We start from the raw sequence: 16,465 nt of genomic DNA, 5'->3' as shown, positions 1-16,465 counted from the left end.
AATAAGTCGCTAATAATAATGCATGATCGCCGATAGTCCAAGGGTGCTGACAAGCGGTAATAGCGCTTTGTGTCTTTGCCGCGCTCCGGTAGGATAGCGTGAGGAGGGCGGCATGAATCTAACCCAAATTGATGCGTTTTGTGCAGTCGCAGAGACTGGCTCGGTGTCTGAAGCTGCACGTCAGCTGGATGTGAATCGTTCACGGTTGAGCATGGCGATTAAAGCGCTAGAACAATCACTTAACGCTGAGTTGTTCGATCGCACTGGTAACCGTCTGACACTGTCGGAAATCGGCAAAGCTGTGTACAAAGATTTCGAGAGTATATCGGTCACCGCGGCCCGCATTCGTCGTACGTGCGATCAAGCGAACGCGGGCTTTAATGCCGAAGTATGGATCGCGCGTGATGATGCGATCCCCGATCAGCTTTGGCAGGACTGGGCGCATCAGCTCAATAAGCGCTTTACGGCGACGTCCTTCAACCTAGTCTTGGCCTCGAGCGGTGATTTGGCCAATTTGGTTGAAACCCAACAAGTCGACTTTGCGTTTGGAGTGGACTACGAGCGCATTGACGATCCGCGCATCAACTATCAGCCGTTGGGTAAAATTCGCATGATGTCGGTGTGCAACAGCGAGCACCCGTTGAGTCGACTGCGTCGGGTCAGTGATGATCAACTGCGTAATGCCATGCAAGCGGTAATGGTCTATCTCAATGAAAAAGACAATCCCGAGCTGCAGCCTTTCTCACGCCGTTATATTGGCTTTTCGAGCTTTGAATATATGCTCAATACCATCTTACAAGAAGAAGCGTGGGGCGTGTTGCCTGAGCCGCTGATCCGGCAATACTTACGAGAACAGCGCTTAGCGGTGATCAAACACACCTATGGCTTAACCCAAGAAGACTACTGCCTATTCACCGCCTCAGGGATGGCCGAGCATCCTGGGATCCAATGGCTGAGTGATAGCATTACCAACTACTTGTTTGATTTCTAAATACGCGGCTCGATAAGTGGTTTTTCAATAGGTTGCCATATAGGTTAAGCAAAAATTAACCCAGGTTAAAAAGTTTAAGATTTTCTGAACAATCACTGAGCGCTACAATGCCGTCACTGAATTTCACCGAGCATCATTATGACCGCATACACGCGTTATCTTCCTTTTTCATTGGCTGTGTTAGCCTGTTTAACCCCTTGGGTGAGCTCGCCGATTGCATTGGTATTGGGTTTTTTGCTGACCTCCCTAGGCTGGGTGCCAAGTGCAATTCCGCTCACGAAAATCACCAAAAAGTTACTGGCTTATTCGATTGTGGGTCTGGGGTTTGGTATCCCGCTGCAAGAGGCGCTCGCCGTGACAGGCGATGGGATAGGGCTGATTATTGCCACCATTGCAGGCACGCTGATTTTTGGCACATTACTGGGCAAACTTATGGGGCTGGATAAAAAGACTGGTCATCTGATTGCCTCAGGCACTGCCATTTGTGGCGGCAGTGCAATCGCAGCTGTCTCGCCCGCTATCAATGCGGATGATAAACAAATTGGTCTCGCGTTAGGCACGGTGTTTGTGTTGAATTCATTGGCGCTGTTTGTGTTTCCCATGGTAGGGCATGCGCTGGGCTTAGATCAGCACACGTTTGGAACCTGGGCGGCGATCGCGATTCATGATACATCATCGGTGGTGGGCGCGGCGTCCGCTTATGGTGAGCAAGCACTAACCACTGCGACCACCCTCAAACTTGCGCGCGCATTATGGATTGTGCCTGTGGCGTTTGTCAGCGCACTCATGTTTCGCAGCCACGCTAAAAAAATCACGATTCCTTACTTTATCGTTTTTTATTGTCTAGCGATTGGTATCAGTGATGTCTTTGTCCAAGCGCAACCCATCTATGAGGTGATTTTCGCCATCTCAAAGCAAGTATTAGTGGTGTGTTTATTCTTAATCGGCTGCAGTATTTCTGTCACCCAGCTACGCACGGCAGGCCCCAAACCCTTATTGTTTGGTGTCGCGCTGTGGGTGATTATCTCCTGTACATCGCTTGCTTGGCTGCTGCTAGCTGCCTAGTCTCCGTCGTTGCCTCAGGTTCACTCATGCGGCGTGTCCTGAGGCAAACGTAATACCGCGACCAACAGAAACGCACTGAGTGCCGCACCAAACTGCCACCATCCTGTGCTGGTCATCGCGAGGAAAAGCTGCAAGCTAATTGCCGCGAGTAACACGCCTTTTCTCATCTTTTTAGTCCATAAAGAATCTAAATTTAGATTTAGTATGCGTAAAAGTTATATGCAAGCAAAATGCGATTTAGCGCTATCTCATAACTAAAATTTGTTTAGAACACTCACTGTCAGAAATATTGACAGTTGATTTCATGAATAAGCTATTGAAATAAAACGCCTTTTATTTTTACCTTAGCAGGGTGGTGAAAATGTCAGCAAGTTCGTGTTTGTAAAGCGGCGCAGTAGCACCAAGAATATGTGCGTGTTTTCTACTTTTGGTGTTTTATGTCTTCTCAAAACGTGATCAATGAAAAGTCAGTATTAGTGTTTTCGGCCCTTCTCGCATTGGGGTTTGCCATCGCCGGCCTTGCCGTTGGATGGATTGCTGGCTCTTTAGTGATTATGTTCGACGGTATCTACTCGTTGATTAGTCTAGTGTTAACTTTGTTGTCACTGGGCGCGTCGTGGTATATCCACTCGCGTTACGCAAGGCCGATCACACGTGCGCTGCTGACACCGCTTGTTGTCGCCATTAAAGGCGCCGTGATTTTGCTGCTGGTAAGTTATTCTCTGTATGAAGCAGTCTCGTCCTTAGTCGAGGGTGGGCGTGCGGTTAACCCTTCATTGGCGGTGCTGTTTGGTATTGTCAACGTAGTGGGTTGTGGTTACGGATGGTGGATGATTGCACACAAAAACCAAACAGGGCAAAGCCAGTTGGTGGAGGCGGAATCGCGCCAGTGGCAAATGGACACCTTATTAAGTCTCGCAGTCACCTTGGGCTTTTTAGGTGCTTGGTTAGTGGCGCATTCACCTTGGTCGGATTATGCGGTTTATGCGGATCCTATGATGATGGTTTTGATGTCGTTCTACTTCATCAAAGTGCCATTTATCATGGTGCGTAACGCGTTAAAAGAGCTCGCGCCTGTTACAGTAAAGTGGTATCGCACCCGCTCAATAGCGTAATCAGAACACGACACAATACGGACTTAGCCAAACGATCCTATATCCGTGCAGGGGTCGGCATATACTGAGGCGGCGTTTAGCCGCCTTATTTATCGCACTTTATGCACTATAACTTTTTATGTTGGTGTTCATATCAACCCAGATACTGTGGGCGATTTCAACGTAGTGTGAAGAAATACATTTTGCTCTCTATGCTCGTCTGTTGAGGTGTTGGCAGCAGAACGTCGCGACGGCGCTTACACTGAAAAGTAACCATAGCGCTGCGGTAGAGAAAGAATGTTGCATATAGCAAAAGCGGAGTTAAATGATCTAGACGCCCTCATGGTGTTATTTGACCAGTACCAGCGCTGGCTCGCGATTCGTCCGCCGCTCAGTCAAACAAGGGCGTTTACTGAGCAGCGGTTGCATGAGCAAGATACTTGTATATTGACCGCTTCTTACCGATCTTCCATGGTGGGATTTGTCCACCTAACGCCTTTGTATTCACTGGCGAGGGCGCGCCGTGGCTTAATTATTAACGATTTGTACGTGCAGCCGGATTCACGGGGACAAGGTATCGCACGGGCATTAATCTCGCACGCTCTCAAGGAGGCTCGTGCCCGCCAAGCCGCTTGCTTATTGCTACAAGCCCATCAAAGCAACCATGCCGCTCATCATCTTTTTGAATCTTTTGGTTTTATTTACGACGTTAGCCAGTATTATTTTCTGGACGTGACCGATTAACGGGTGACGAAAGGAGTAGCTAATGGCGTACGATTTTGTGGTCGTTGGGGGCGGTATCGTCGGCGTAGCCACCGCTTGGCAGTTGCAACAGCGATATCCAAAAAAATGTCAGACTATCAGTACGCCTCACAACGATTAATCGGCGAATATTGTGACTGTCTTGTCCAGATGATTTAATGGTGGGGAGATTAAATATCAAGGAAGACAATATGTTACTGCCACCTCCTCTTAAAAAAGGCGAGACAGTTGGCTTTTTCTCGCCATCATCTCCTGCCACCGTATTTGCGCCCCAACGGTTTGAACGCGCGGTGGACTATGTCAACGCACAAGGCTTTGATCTTAAGGCGGGGGCATTGACCGGACAATCGGATCACTATCGCTCAGGCTCGATCAAGGCGCGTGCGGAAGAGCTCAACCAGCTCATCCGTGATCCGAATGTGCGCTGCATCATGTCGACGATTGGCGGAATGAACAGCAATGCTTTACTTCCCTACATCGATTACGCCGCCTTGGCTGGTGATCCTAAGATTATCGTGGGCTATTCGGACCTCACTGCTTTACTGCTCGGTATCTATGCCCAAACAGGATTAATCACGTTTTATGGACCAGCCTTAGTGGCGTCTTTTGGGGAGTTCCCGCCACTGGTCGATGAAACCTTTGACGCGTTTCGAGCGGTAACAACTGAGAATGTAACGCTGCCCATGATCTATAAGATGCCTGTCCAATGGACGGATGTCATGGTCGATTGGGGCGAACAGACAGAGGCAAAACCGACCTATGAGAATGCATGGCAATTTATGGGTAAAGGTCAGGTAAATGGGCGTATTATTGGAGGCAATCTCAATACGCTGAATGGGATCTGGGGAACGCCTTATATGCCAGCGATTGAAACAGGCGATATTCTGCTGATTGAGGACTCTTTGCTTGATATTGCCACGGTCGAGCGCTCACTCGCACACCTAAAACTGGCCGGAGTGTTTGATTCGGTCGGCGCGGTGTTACTTGGTAAACATGAGCTGTTTGATGACAAAGGAACGGGACGTTCAACTTATGATGTTCTTGAAGAAATACTCGATGGCCAGCCGCTCGCTGTGGTTGATGGTTTTGACAGTTGCCATACGCATCCGATGTTAACCATACCTTTGGGGGCTCAAGCCTGTATTGATTTTGATGCCCAGACGGTCTCACTCACGCAACCTTGGTTGGCGGGTGAGCACGCTGGGCAATGAGCTTGGATTAGTAGGCCACACCGATACGTTGGCGACGGTGGGCGCCACTTTCCCTGTGTGAAGCAAGGGGAATTAATACCCTTGCTGACCGATTATCGCTTACCGCCCAGCGCACTGTGGGCGGTCTATTTATCGCGTAGTTATCAACAGCCTGTCGTGCGCCACTTTATCGATCACTTGGCAAGCTGCTGGCAGCATGATATCCAAGCTCCCATTGATGGGTCAGATGCAGCGCATCAATAAAGGCATCGTCATGGCTGACCAATATATAGGCACCTTGATAATGATTAAGCGCGTCGACCAGTGCGTGTTTGGCTGAGATGTCGAGGTGATTGTCCGGCTCATCCAACAGTAATAGTGGCTGGGCGTGCTGGTGAGATACCGCTAACATCGCCACTTTCATCTTCTCGCCACCGCTTAAACTATCAATCGTTTGATAAACGCGGTCGCCACGTAACCCTAAGCTAGCAAGGCAGGTTCGAGCATCCGACTCTGACAAGTCGCTATGATGGCGCAAACAAGATAGCAGTGTTTGTTTGGGATCCAGTAGTGAGAAGTGTTGATCTAAATACACACAGTCACCGATAACGTCGATTGAGCCGCTAACAGGCGCGTGATGACCCATTAACGTTCGCAGTAACGTGGATTTTCCTACCCCATTTTGCCCTGTTAGTAGCCAATGCTCTCCCGCGTAGACAGACCAATCAAGTGGTTCAGGGTGTCCGAATGGCAACTGACACTGGGTGGCTTTTATAAGTCGTCGCCGTTTCATTGGCTCGGAGTGATGCATATACAACGTTGGGTTGTTTTCCGGAAGCTGCGTATCCAGCGCGTCGAGTTGCTTTTGGTAACGCTTAAGTTGCTGAGAAAATTGTGTTTTCGCTCGAGACTTAGCGTCTTGCGCACTTTCTTTTTGGCCATCCAGAATCGACTTTGCCTGACTGGATTTTTTACGTAATTGTTTACCTTTTGATTCGCGCTTCTGTGCCTTCTCAGCACTCTGTTGCTGTTGACGTAATACCTGTTTGTGCTGTTTATTGAGGTGCGTTCGTTTCGCGATGAGTGCCTCCTGTTCTTGCTGTTGCGCGCGAACGAACTCGTCATAGTTGCCCGTGTATTTTGCGATACCTTGTGGTGTTAATGCATAGATAGCTCGCATATGGCGAAGTAACTGTTGGTCGTGACTCACCGTGATCACTAACCCAGGATAGTTTTCGATCCAGCTTACGAGCTTATGTCGTGCGGTTCGGTCAAGATGATTACTCGGTTCGTCGAGTAATACGATATGCGCTTGGGAGTGAAAGACGCGATACAAACTCAACAAGGTCAATTGGCCACCGCTAAGCTCATGCAAAGGCGCTGATAAAGCGGCATCAATACCCAACTGGGTCAGTATTGCCTGATAGCGTTCAGCGATATCCCAGTCATCATTTACGCGCTCGTAATGCGTTGGGTCGATGCTTCCAGCTCGAATGGCCGCCAACGCATGAAGCTGTTCGGCAATGCCCAGTACTTCAGCCAATGTTTGTGTCTTTGGCGCGGTAATATGTTGCGATAGGTAAGCAATATCACCATCGCGTTGTACATGGCCTGAATAATGAATTCCTTGCGCGGATGGCAACGTATGGCCCGCCAGTAGCGCGAGGAGTAGTGATTTGCCGGTGCCATTGTCACCCACAAGGCCAATGGGGCCGTGCTCAAAGGTGATAGAGATAGGCTCAAATAAGACTCGCCCATCGGGCAGTGTCACGCTGAGATCATGTGTAATAAGGTAAGGCATAAGGCCTCCTTTATGTAAAGCAACACAAAGGGGCGGCGGTATGTGCTACACAGAAAACCTGCGTAGAGACCGTTTAGCTACAGAGAAAACGTAAGCCCAGTGACCATGAATACCGACTAACCCCAAGATACCGAATATAAAAACGGTGTAATGAGTGTTAGTTGTTCATTGGCACAGACTCCGCTAAAGAAAGGAAATAAGACTATATAATAGGCGACTGGGCGTCTGCAACCCCAGCCGCTCGTGCACTACAACGCGAGTTTAGTGAGGTAGTGATGGCTTAACGTCAGTGAGCGTGCCAGTGGTTTGGGTAGGGTATCGATTTCGAGGCTATCAAGTAAGTTTTTCACATGCAGCCCGAGCTCGGTATCACCACTGATACTGAGTTGGCGCTGGAAAAACAGCGTATCCGGATCGCAATAGTGAGTCGCCATTTTCAAAAACGCTAACCAATCTCCCTCGATACTGGCGTCTTCTTTCCCCGATAAACGCACCAATAATTGGTTGTTCTCGTTGAGCGACACGAACCAATTGGCGTTGAGATCGCGCAATCCAATGCGAATAGTGCGGCCAGCAAGAAAATCGAACTCGTCCTCTGCCAGCGGCACCGCAAAAGCGGTATTCATGACCTTCGTTAGCACCTGAGCTTGCAGTCCTTGTGGTAATTGAGTGATCGCTTTTAGCCCCGGTGTAATCAGGTTTGGTTGGGGCATTGGAAGACTAAGGGGTTGTTGGGTGATTGGGTTAACGAGCATTAGGCTTTCCTTTGGTGCCAATGGTTGAATGCCACTAGAGTAGAGAGGTTGAATGCTACGCCATTGGATCCGAGTCAAAAATGAGAGGAGTTTTTTTGCCAACAGCGTCATTTATCGCGATTTTTGTCATCATGGAGAAGTGTGCTTGATACACATCAATCCCCCACACTGGCAACGCCCTTATCTTAGCCGGACAATCATAAAATGGAATGCAATGTTATGGAGCTCCTTTGTCCGGCGGGCAATATTCCGGCGGTTAAAAAAGCGATCGAACATGGCGCCGATGCGGTGTATGTCGGCTTAAAAGATGACACCAATGCGCGCCATTTTGCGGGGCTGAACTTTACCGACAGCAAATTGCAGCGTGCCAGTCAGTATGTACATGACCACGGCAAAGACTTGCACGTTGCCATTAATACCTTTGCCCATCCTGATGGTTGGCGTCGCTGGCAATATGCGATTGATAGCGCCGCTGGTAATGGTGCCGATGCGCTGATCCTTGCCGATATGGCTTGTTTAGATTACGCCGCCAACACCTATCCCGATTTGGATATACACCTTTCCGTGCAAGCATCTGCCACTAACGCTGGGGCGATCCGCTTTTATCAGCAGCAATATGGCGTTAAGCGAGTGGTATTGCCGCGGGTGCTGTCTATTCATCAGGTTAAACAACTAGCACGCGATACCGATGTCGACTTAGAGGTATTTGCCTTTGGCAGCTTGTGCATTATGGCCGAAGGGCGCTGCTATTTATCATCTTATCTTACCGGCCAATCGCCCAATACCGTGGGCGCTTGCTCACCGGCCGCATTCGTGCGCTGGCAAGATACTGAGCAAGGGCTGGAGTCGCGCTTAAACGGGGTCTTGATTGATCGGTACCAAGCTGATGAAAAAGCGGGGTATCCCACCCTTTGCAAAGGTCGTTTCTGTGTCGATGGCAACCGCTATCACGCACTGGAAGAGCCCACCAGTTTGAATACCTTAAGTGTCCTGCCTGAACTTTATCGCGCCGGGATCAAATCGGTCAAAATCGAAGGTCGTCAGCGCAGCCCTGCGTATGTGGAGCAAGTTGCACGGGTATGGCGTCAAGCGATTGATCGCTGTATCGCAAACCCCGAGGCATTTGATATTGCGCCGGATTGGGCGCACTCGCTCGATAGTCTTTCTGAAGGGGTGCAAACCAGTTTAGGCGCTTACCATCGCAAGTGGCAATAAGGAATTATGATGCAATTTTCTCTCGGGCCGATCCTGTATTACTGGCCTAAGGCTGAGGTTGAAGCCTTTTATCAAGCAGCGGCTGACAGCCAAGCCGATGTGATTTATCTCGGTGAAACTGTCTGTGCCAAGCGGCGAGAGCTGAAAACCAAAGACTGGATCGGGCTCGCGCGTGAGCTGGTCCAATCTGGCAAACAAGTGGTGCTCTCGACCATGGCGCTGATTGAAGCGCCCTCAGAGCTGAGCATGCTGAAACGCTATTGCGACAACGATGATATTCGCATTGAAGCGAATGACGTGAGCGCGGTGCAGTTTTTAAGTGAGCGTCGGCAGCCCTTTGTGGTTGGGTCCGCCATCAATTGCTATAACCCACAAACACTGAAGCAATTTGTTGACCTTGGCATGACGCGCTGGGTGATGCCGGTGGAACTTTCGCGCGACTGGCTGGTGAATATGTTAAACGGCTGCGATGCACTGGGTATTCGCGACCGGTTTGAGGTGGAGGTGACTGGCTATGGTTACTTACCACTGGCTTATTCAGCACGCTGTTTTACCGCGCGCTCAGAAAACCGCGCCAAAGATGACTGCGAACTGTGCTGTATCAACTATCCCAATGGGCGGTTAACGGAATCACAAGAGGGTCAGGCCGTATTTGTGCTGAACGGCATTCAAACCCAGTCCGGGCAGTGCACCAATCTCATTAACGATTTACCGTCGATGCAAGGACTGGTGGACGTGGTGCGGTTAAGTCCACTGTCGCTTGACACCTTGCGCTGGGTAGACAAGTTCCGTGCTAACCAAGCAGGCAATAACCCGCAACCGCTCAACCACGATTGCAACGGCTATTGGCACCACTTGGCAGGCATGACACAAGTCGTCGAGTAGTGGACGTTTCCTTTCAAGGGTGTGGGTAGAGTCACTGCATCAGTCTGATTTATCGGCCATTATCTAGTGTGGTAGTTTGACTAAACAATTGCATCAGGCGGTTGAGAGCCAGAACACCCCAAGACTTGAAAAGGAACACAAGGATGCAAGTGAGACGTGCCTCGGTTGAGGACTTGGATGCCATCTTCGCCCTGAATGTACAAATTGGTGACATGCACTATCAACATGCGCCGCATCTGTTTGCAACGCCTGGCTCAAGCGGTCGGGCGTTTTTGCAGCAAGCGCTGCAAGAAGCGGATAAGTACTTTTGGGTGGCAGAGCATCAAAACAAAGTGATTGGCTTTTTGTCGGCAAGGCTGGAGTCGTTTGAACACATTCCTCATCTGGTCGACGATCCCATGTGTCATGTGAATACCATTGTGGTTGACCGTGATGCGCGAGGAACCGGTGCAGGTAAAGCGTTAATGGCGGCCTGTACCCAATGGGCGAAAGACAATCATGCCACTGTGATTAAACTAGAAGTGATGACGTTTAATCAGGATGCGCAGGCGTTTTACCATGCGCTGGGGTTTACCCCAGACTCTATCACCATGATGCAAACATTGAATTGCGAGCCGGAGGAGCCAGCACAATGATTGATAAAAACACCGTGATGCGGGTGGCACGACCCACCGACAATTTGGCCGACATTACCAACATGTATTGCGATGGGCTGGGGTTTGAGCTATTGGCGACGTTTTCTGGCCATAATGATTTTGATGGCGCCATTATTGGTCACCCACATCATAACTATCACCTTGAATTTACCCATCATCGCGGCACCCATGTCGGTCCAGCACCGTCACAGGAAAACCTGTTGGTCTTTTACTTGCCGGATCACGCTGCATGGCAGACTGCGTGTCAACAAATTGAAGCCGCTGGGTTTAAACCTGTGCCGAGTTACAATAGCTACTGGGATAAAGACGGGCGTACCTTTGAAGATCTGGACGGTTATCGTGTGGTACTACAAAACCGTAAGTGGGCGTATTAAAAACGGCAAGCCAACAATCGACTTGCCGTGTTGTCTACAGATGGGCCAATACTCCCCCGTTGAATAAAGGGAGCAGAGGATGATTACTTAATCGCGTCCGCTTCTTGTTTTTGACGTGCGCGATGTGCCGGACCAAAGCAGAACTGAATTTGGTCCGCGCTCGGTGAAGCGGGTGTTGTGGTGCCATCCAGCCAGTCATCCCAGCTTTTCACAAATTTATCGGCGAGCTTCTCCGCCGCACTTTCATTCCACAGTCCACCTTTAAAGGTCAGTTCCATCACATTCACAGTGATCTCAGTTTTGTACTGATCTTTAGGCGCACCTTTACCTGAGCTGTGACTGCGCTCCATCATCATAAAGGTTTGCTGAATACCGACGACAATGTCCGTCCCAGTCGCGTTCATGGTGTTTTGGACAAACAAGGTTTTGGTGTTTTGGGTATTCACTCGGCTAGTACACGCCTTGGCAAGGTTCACAATACTGTTTTTAATCAGCGGAACATCTTGCTCAGTGATTCCGTCATAGAGGCCAACGACTTTATCAATCAGAGAGTTGTAGTTCTCTTCTTCGTAATGCACCGTGGTGCGCTCTGATTGGGTGACATTAAAAAAGGGCACTTTAAGAATGGAGCTCACAAACTCCTGAAACCCTTCGGCATTCTTGTCATTATCTGGGTCCAGCGGATTCCAGCCGGTGCGGCTTTGAGCTAAGCCTAAAATGCTCGATACCGCATTACCGGTAGACTCGGTGAGCAAGCGAACAATTTCACTGTGATTGCCAGCGCTAATGGCATCATCCAATTTCTTACCTTGCGCTGATTCCGTTTGCGCATTTTTACCGGCACCGATGGTATTTTGACCAGATACTGAGCTGTCGCCATCGCGTGGTACCGCAAAGAGCGCGCTGTGCTGCAGTTGGTTAGAGACCAAACTTTGGTGGCTATTCAACCAAGTATCAAATTGAGATGTCAGGTTTTGTGCATCTGAAGCGTTCATAATTGTGTTCCTAATTGCGACAATGTGAATCGTGATTGAGTGAGCTTCAATCGCTTAGGGCAACAACAAAATTCTGCCTGCAAAACTAGGCTAGCTTGCTTTGTTTTATTTTCCATCAGTCGATGAAGACAATTCTCTGTGGGGGATGGAGTTTAATCGCTAAACACTGAAATATAATGCCTTTTTCTTGATGTCGATTTGACGAAGTCATGCTGCCATTGTGTTTTGGTGGCCATACAAGGTGTTAGGAAAAGGAGTGTCTATTTATCAATGCATTAGCGGTGTGGCATTAAGCGTATGCTGACTGGTAACTCTGGTGTCAGCAATCACAGTAATTGGCAAAACAGATTAGCGCGGATGTCTAATGCCTATTAACGTTGTATTAGTCGGGACAATCAGACACTTCGCCTGATTGCCTATTAACGCAATGCGCAAGCTGATTCGCTGTGAAGAAAGCTTGTCGAACAATAAGAGCAAGGAGAAAGCAATGTCTCAACAACGCTCAACGTCGGGAGGGCAGTGCCCTGTCATGCACGGCAGCAAAACCTCGGAAGCGATGGCACACAAAACCTGGTGGCCAAACGCGCTAAACCTCGACATTCTTCATCAACATGACAGTAAAACCTCCCCCTTTGATGATGATTTTGATTATCACGCCGCGCTTAAAACTCTCGATATCGATGCATTAAAAAAGGATGTGAAAGCGTTACTGACCGAGAGTCAGTCTTGGTGGCCCGCCGACTGGGGACATTATGGCGGCTTGATGATCCGCATGGCATGGCACTCCGCGGGGAGCTATCGTATTGCCGACGGCCGCGGTGGCGGTGCGACCGGTAACCAGCGTTTTGCGCCTTTAAACTCATGGCCGGATAACGCCAATCTCGATAAAGCCCGCCGCCTGTTGTGGCCGATTAAGAAAAAATATGGCAACAAAATAAGCTGGGCAGATTTAATTTTGCTGGCGGGGACGATGGCGTATGAATCGATGGGCTTAAAACCCTATGGATTTGCATTTGGCCGCGAGGATATTTGGCACCCTGAGAAAGATACCTACTGGGGCGCAGAGAAAGAATGGCTGGCGCCAAGTGATGCTGAAAACAGCCGCTACTCTGGTGAACGCGATCTGGAAAACCCATTGGCAGCGGTGATGATGGGGCTGATTTATGTCAACCCAGAAGGGGTGGATGGCAATCCCGATCCGCTTAAAACCGCGCAAGACATGCGTGTCACCTTCGAGCGTATGGCGATGAACGATGAAGAAACGGTTGCACTCACCGCAGGTGGCCATACTGTTGGTAAGTGTCATGGCAATGGCGATGCGGAACAGCTCGGCCCCGAGCCGGAAGGTGCAGCGATTGAAGAGCAAGGCTTAGGGTGGAACAACCATCAAGCGCGTGGCATTGGTCGCGATACGGTCACCAGTGGCATTGAAGGGGCGTGGACCACCCATCCCACGCAATGGGATAACGGCTACTTTTATCTGTTGTTTAACTACGAGTGGGAATTGAAGAAAAGCCCAGCGGGTGCGTGGCAGTGGGAGCCCATCGACATCAAAGAAGAAGATAAACCTGTCGATGTGGAAGACCCCTCTATTCGTCGTAATCCCATCATGACGGATGCTGATATGGCACTCAAAATGGACCCAACCTATCGCAGCATTGCGGAGCGTTTTTATCAACATCCCGAGCAGTTAGCGGATRCCTTTGCTAAAGCCTGGTTCAAACTGACGCACCGCGACATGGGGCCTAAATCGCGTTACATCGGCCCAGATGTGCCAAGTGAAGACTTGATTTGGCAAGACCCTGTACCGACAGGACGCACCGATTATGACGTCGCGGCGGTAAAAGCGGATATTGCCAACAGTGGCCTGACACTGGTAGAGAAAGTGACGACCGCATGGGATAGTGCGCGGACTTATCGTCAATCCGATAAGCGGGGTGGGGCGAACGGCGCGCGGATCCGCCTAGCGCCGCAAAAAGATTGGCAAGGGAACGAGCCGGAGCGTTTGGCGAAGGTAGTCAACGTGCTGAGCAATATAGCCCAGAAGCATCAGATTAGTTTGGCCGACACCGTCGTGCTAGCAGGCAATCAAGGCATCGAAGAAGCCGCAAAAGCGGCTGGCTTCCCCGTCGACGTTCCATTTGCGCCCGGTCGTGGTGATGCCACGCTTGAACAAACCGATGTGGCTTCGTTTGAGGTGCTAGAACCGGTTGCAGATGGATTCCGCAACTGGCTGAAAAAAGACTACACCGTTCAGCCTGAAGAGTTACTGCTCGACCGTGCCCAATTGATGGGACTCACGGCCCCTGAAATGACAGTATTGCTGGGTGGTATGCGCGTACTGGGGACCAATTATGGCGGTGCGTCGGAAGGTGTGCTGACTGACCGAGTGGGGCAGCTAAGTCATGACTTTTTTGTCAATCTGACAGACATGGCGTATCAATGGAAACCCGTCGGCCGCAACCGCTATGAAATCATTGCGCGCGACTCTGGTGYGGTGAAGTGGACGGCAAGTCGCGTTGATTTAGTGTTCGGTTCAAACTCTATTTTACGCGCTTATGCTGAGTTTTACGCGCAAGATGACAACCAAGCCAAGYTCGTACACGATTTCGTGGCGGCGTGGGTGAAAGTGATGAACGCTGACCGCTTTGATCTTCACCACTAGCCGATGACTTAACCAAGACAAACTGTGATCGCCAAGCCGCCTTTTATTGAGAGGCGGCTTTTTATTTGTCTTAAATCAAGCTCGGGGTTGGTTCTTGTCGTGCTACAGGCAGGGGTTTAGTACAGTGAGCTGAGTAAATTCCATCCAATTCTTTTATCTTTATCATCTGGCGGAGTGAATTATGCTAGAACTGCTCATTGGGCTCGTTGTAACAGTGGCTGTGGGCTACTTCATTGTCAAAGGTTATCGTGCTGCAAGTACCTTGCTAACCGCAGGGATTTTATTACTGATTATCACCGGGTTAATCGGACACAGTGTGCTGCCGGCTAAATTAACGTCGACGGGCAACCTGTTTACCGACTCGCTTGAATACGTGAAATACATGCTGCAATACCGGGGTGGCGGCCTTGGGATGCAAATTATGTTGTTGTGTGGCTTTGCGGCCTATATGTCGCACATTGGTGCCAACAATGTGGTGGTGAAACAGTTCTCTAAGCCACTCTCGGTGATTAAGTCACCTTATGTGCTGCTCGTAGCGGCTTACATCGTGGCGTGTTTGATGTCGCTGGCTGTCAGCTCTGCAACTGGGTTAGGTGTCCTTCTGATGGCAACCTTGTTCCCGATGATGACCGCGATGGGCATTTCTCGTCCTGCCGCCACCGCGGTGTGTGCCTCTCCCGCTGCCATTATCTTGTCACCTACGTCGGGGGATGTGGTGATTGCGGCGGAAAAATCCGGGTTGCCTCTCCATGTGTTTGCGGTCGAAACCGTATTGCCGGTCTCTATTTGTGCGATCATCGTGATGGCAGCAGCGGCGTACTTTTGGAATAAATATTTGGATAAAAAAGAAAACACGCCGATGGAACGTGTGGATGTCTCTGAGATAGAAACCCACGCGCCTGCTTATTACGCAGTGTTACCGTTTTTACCCATTATTGGGGTGTTCCTGTTCAATGGGCAAACCATCAAGGGGCTGTATCTTGATATTTATACCATCGTGGTCTTGTCGATCTTCTTGGGGGCATTGGTGGACTTTGCGACCAAAAAATTTGATGGCAGAAGAACGCTAGAAGATCTCGATGCTTGTTATGAGGGCATGGCGGACGCCTTTAAAGGCGTCGTGATGCTGTTGGTGGCTGCTGGTGTATTCGCCCAAGGCTTGATGTCGATTGGTGCGATAGACAACTTATTGGGCTTGGCGGAAAGCGCCGGCGCCGGCGGCATCGCGCTGATGATGTTGCTAACCTTGCTCACTGTCGCGGCAGCAATTGCGACCGGCTCGGGTAATGCGCCTTTCTATGCGTTTGTTGAACTCGCGCCCTCGTTAGCCGCGAAGATGGGGCTTAACCCAGCGTTTTTGATTATCCCCATGTTGCAAGCGTCTAATTTAGGCCGTACGGTTTCGCCTGTGTCGGGAGTAATTGTGGCGACATCAGGGATGGCAAAACTCAGCCCGTTTGAGGTGGTTAAACGCACCTCGGTGCCGGTGCTTTGCGGGTTAATTACTGTGATTATTGGCACGCTTGTATTGGTGCCGATGATGGCGTAACGTCGCAAGGCATGAAAAGCCCGTGTGCAGTCGCGCGCGGGCTTTTTTAATTGTATCGCACATAGGCCACCACAGTTTTGGAAGAACACAACATGACTGCCCCGACCAAAATCACATTTTTCTCCACCTTAACGCCCATGGTGGCCGCCGGTGTTAAAACCRTCACCATTCGTGATGAATCCGAAAGTCACTATCAACCCGGTTCGCGCGTCGCGGTACATCAGCTAGAAACCGATGATTATGTGTGTGACATTGTGATCGACAGCGTTGCTCCGCTTGCTTTCGAGGACATTAATGCTCGCCATGCGGAACAAGAGGGAATGTCGTTGACTGAGCTGAAGGCGCTGATTTTGCAAATCTACCCAGAACGTCCCCCGTTGTTTGTGATTGATTTTCATCTGGCTTAACAGCTCGCGCGCTCGCAGCGCGTGGACTGACAGTGCGCCATGAAAAAAGCGCCCGATAACA

Annotated in this window: 15 protein-coding genes and 2 pseudogenes; 13 read left to right on the top strand and 4 right to left on the bottom strand. The window is 50.0% G+C overall.

Going from position 1 to position 16,465, the window contains the following annotated elements; translation table 11 throughout:
* Positions 1–112 precede the first annotated feature (112 nt).
* Entirely contained in the window at positions 113–991 is an 879-nt protein-coding gene (locus BZG73_RS03440; protein ID WP_077638961.1) for a LysR family transcriptional regulator, read from the top strand.
* 138 nt (positions 992–1,129) lie between these two features.
* Positions 1,130–2,056, top strand: a complete 927-nt coding sequence (locus tag BZG73_RS03435; RefSeq protein ID WP_077481661.1) for a YeiH family protein — start codon at positions 1,130–1,132, stop codon at positions 2,054–2,056.
* Positions 2,057–2,076: 20 nt separating this feature from the next.
* Here BZG73_RS03435 and BZG73_RS15990 read toward each other — a convergent pair whose 3' ends face one another.
* Positions 2,077–2,223: a hypothetical protein gene (locus BZG73_RS15990; RefSeq protein WP_157891195.1), complete on the bottom strand. Its 147-nt coding sequence runs from the start codon at positions 2,221–2,223 to the stop codon at positions 2,077–2,079.
* Between the two features lie 270 nt (positions 2,224–2,493).
* Between BZG73_RS15990 and BZG73_RS03430 the strand changes: the two are divergent.
* From BZG73_RS03430 to BZG73_RS03420, 4 genes and pseudogenes are all read left to right on the top strand, one after another.
* Positions 2,494–3,126: pseudogene (locus BZG73_RS03430) on the top strand (cation transporter); the annotation flags it as partial.
* Positions 3,127–3,447: 321 nt separating this feature from the next.
* Positions 3,448–3,894: a GNAT family N-acetyltransferase gene (locus tag BZG73_RS03425; protein ID WP_077667597.1), complete on the top strand. Its 447-nt coding sequence runs from the start codon at positions 3,448–3,450 to the stop codon at positions 3,892–3,894.
* 22 nt (positions 3,895–3,916) lie between these two features.
* Positions 3,917–4,000, top strand: a pseudogene (locus BZG73_RS15975) (FAD-dependent oxidoreductase); the annotation flags it as partial.
* Positions 4,001–4,103: 103 nt separating this feature from the next.
* On the top strand, positions 4,104–5,123 hold the full coding sequence (locus tag BZG73_RS03420; protein WP_077667596.1) for a S66 family peptidase: 1,020 nt from the start codon (positions 4,104–4,106) through the stop codon (positions 5,121–5,123).
* A 166-nt stretch (positions 5,124–5,289) separates the two neighbouring features.
* Here BZG73_RS03420 and BZG73_RS03415 read toward each other — a convergent pair whose 3' ends face one another.
* The gene (locus BZG73_RS03415; RefSeq protein ID WP_077667595.1) at positions 5,290–6,903 is read right to left on the bottom strand and encodes an ABC-F family ATP-binding cassette domain-containing protein; all 1,614 of its coding nucleotides are present in this window, start codon (positions 6,901–6,903) and stop codon (positions 5,290–5,292) included.
* Between the two features lie 248 nt (positions 6,904–7,151).
* Entirely contained in the window at positions 7,152–7,658 is a 507-nt protein-coding gene (gene ubiT, locus BZG73_RS03410) for a ubiquinone anaerobic biosynthesis accessory factor UbiT (RefSeq protein ID WP_158075263.1), read from the bottom strand.
* A gap of 219 nt (positions 7,659–7,877) precedes the next feature.
* Here ubiT and ubiU point away from each other — a divergent pair, with 219 nt between their 5' ends.
* The 4 genes from ubiU (at position 7,878) to BZG73_RS03390 (ending at position 10,788) form a co-directional block, all read left to right on the top strand.
* Positions 7,878–8,873 (top strand): ubiquinone anaerobic biosynthesis protein UbiU, encoded by a 996-nt coding sequence (gene ubiU / locus BZG73_RS03405; RefSeq protein ID WP_077577931.1) that lies wholly within the window; start codon positions 7,878–7,880, stop codon positions 8,871–8,873.
* Positions 8,874–8,882: 9 nt separating this feature from the next.
* Complete coding sequence (locus BZG73_RS03400) at positions 8,883–9,758, top strand: U32 family peptidase (protein WP_077667593.1); 876 nt, start codon at positions 8,883–8,885, stop codon at positions 9,756–9,758.
* Positions 9,759–9,901: 143 nt separating this feature from the next.
* The gene (locus BZG73_RS03395; protein ID WP_077667592.1) at positions 9,902–10,393 is read left to right on the top strand and encodes a GNAT family N-acetyltransferase; all 492 of its coding nucleotides are present in this window, start codon (positions 9,902–9,904) and stop codon (positions 10,391–10,393) included.
* Positions 10,390–10,788, top strand: coding sequence for a VOC family protein (locus BZG73_RS03390; protein WP_077667591.1), 399 nt, complete (start codon positions 10,390–10,392; stop codon positions 10,786–10,788). Before BZG73_RS03395 ends, BZG73_RS03390 begins: the two co-directional genes overlap by 4 nt.
* Before the next feature lie 83 nt (positions 10,789–10,871).
* Here BZG73_RS03390 and BZG73_RS03385 read toward each other — a convergent pair whose 3' ends face one another.
* Positions 10,872–11,783, bottom strand: a complete 912-nt coding sequence (locus BZG73_RS03385; protein WP_077667590.1) for a hypothetical protein — start codon at positions 11,781–11,783, stop codon at positions 10,872–10,874.
* Positions 11,784–12,270: 487 nt separating this feature from the next.
* Between BZG73_RS03385 and katG the strand changes: the two genes are divergently transcribed.
* The 3 genes from katG (at position 12,271) to yqfB (ending at position 16,404) form a co-directional block, all read left to right on the top strand.
* Positions 12,271–14,448 (top strand): catalase/peroxidase HPI, encoded by a 2,178-nt coding sequence (gene katG, locus BZG73_RS03380; protein WP_077667589.1) that lies wholly within the window; start codon positions 12,271–12,273, stop codon positions 14,446–14,448.
* A 181-nt stretch (positions 14,449–14,629) separates the two neighbouring features.
* The gene (dcuC, locus tag BZG73_RS03375; protein WP_046073400.1) at positions 14,630–15,997 is read left to right on the top strand and encodes an anaerobic C4-dicarboxylate transporter DcuC; all 1,368 of its coding nucleotides are present in this window, start codon (positions 14,630–14,632) and stop codon (positions 15,995–15,997) included.
* A 92-nt stretch (positions 15,998–16,089) separates the two neighbouring features.
* The gene (yqfB, locus tag BZG73_RS03370) at positions 16,090–16,404 is read left to right on the top strand and encodes a N(4)-acetylcytidine aminohydrolase (protein WP_077667588.1); all 315 of its coding nucleotides are present in this window, start codon (positions 16,090–16,092) and stop codon (positions 16,402–16,404) included.
* Positions 16,405–16,465 lie beyond the last annotated feature (61 nt).

Source organism: Salinivibrio siamensis (assembly GCF_001996005.1).
Taxonomy (GTDB): domain Bacteria; phylum Pseudomonadota; class Gammaproteobacteria; order Enterobacterales; family Vibrionaceae; genus Salinivibrio; species Salinivibrio siamensis.
The sequence above is the reverse complement of the archived record's forward strand: the minus strand, read 5'-3'. Positions and strand labels throughout refer to the sequence as shown.

What these genes read in the sequence shown, in the direction of transcription:
- BZG73_RS03440 (WP_077638961.1), top strand. Translation starts at nt 113, where the DNA reads ATGAATCTAACCCAAATTGATGCGTTTTGTGCAGTCGCAGAGACTGGC.
- BZG73_RS03435 (WP_077481661.1), top strand. Translation starts at nt 1,130, where the DNA reads ATGACCGCATACACGCGTTATCTTCCTTTTTCATTGGCTGTGTTAGCC.
- BZG73_RS15990 (WP_157891195.1), bottom strand. Translation starts at nt 2,223, where the DNA reads ATGAGAAAAGGCGTGTTACTCGCGGCAATTAGCTTGCAGCTTTTCCTC.
- BZG73_RS03425 (WP_077667597.1), top strand. Translation starts at nt 3,448, where the DNA reads ATGTTGCATATAGCAAAAGCGGAGTTAAATGATCTAGACGCCCTCATG.
- BZG73_RS03420 (WP_077667596.1), top strand. Translation starts at nt 4,104, where the DNA reads ATGTTACTGCCACCTCCTCTTAAAAAAGGCGAGACAGTTGGCTTTTTC.
- BZG73_RS03415 (WP_077667595.1), bottom strand. Translation starts at nt 6,903, where the DNA reads ATGCCTTACCTTATTACACATGATCTCAGCGTGACACTGCCCGATGGG.
- ubiT (WP_158075263.1), bottom strand. Translation starts at nt 7,658, where the DNA reads ATGCTCGTTAACCCAATCACCCAACAACCCCTTAGTCTTCCAATGCCC.
- ubiU (WP_077577931.1), top strand. Translation starts at nt 7,878, where the DNA reads ATGGAGCTCCTTTGTCCGGCGGGCAATATTCCGGCGGTTAAAAAAGCG.
- BZG73_RS03400 (WP_077667593.1), top strand. Translation starts at nt 8,883, where the DNA reads ATGCAATTTTCTCTCGGGCCGATCCTGTATTACTGGCCTAAGGCTGAG.
- BZG73_RS03395 (WP_077667592.1), top strand. Translation starts at nt 9,902, where the DNA reads ATGCAAGTGAGACGTGCCTCGGTTGAGGACTTGGATGCCATCTTCGCC.
- BZG73_RS03390 (WP_077667591.1), top strand. Translation starts at nt 10,390, where the DNA reads ATGATTGATAAAAACACCGTGATGCGGGTGGCACGACCCACCGACAAT.
- BZG73_RS03385 (WP_077667590.1), bottom strand. Translation starts at nt 11,783, where the DNA reads ATGAACGCTTCAGATGCACAAAACCTGACATCTCAATTTGATACTTGG.
- dcuC (WP_046073400.1), top strand. Translation starts at nt 14,630, where the DNA reads ATGCTAGAACTGCTCATTGGGCTCGTTGTAACAGTGGCTGTGGGCTAC.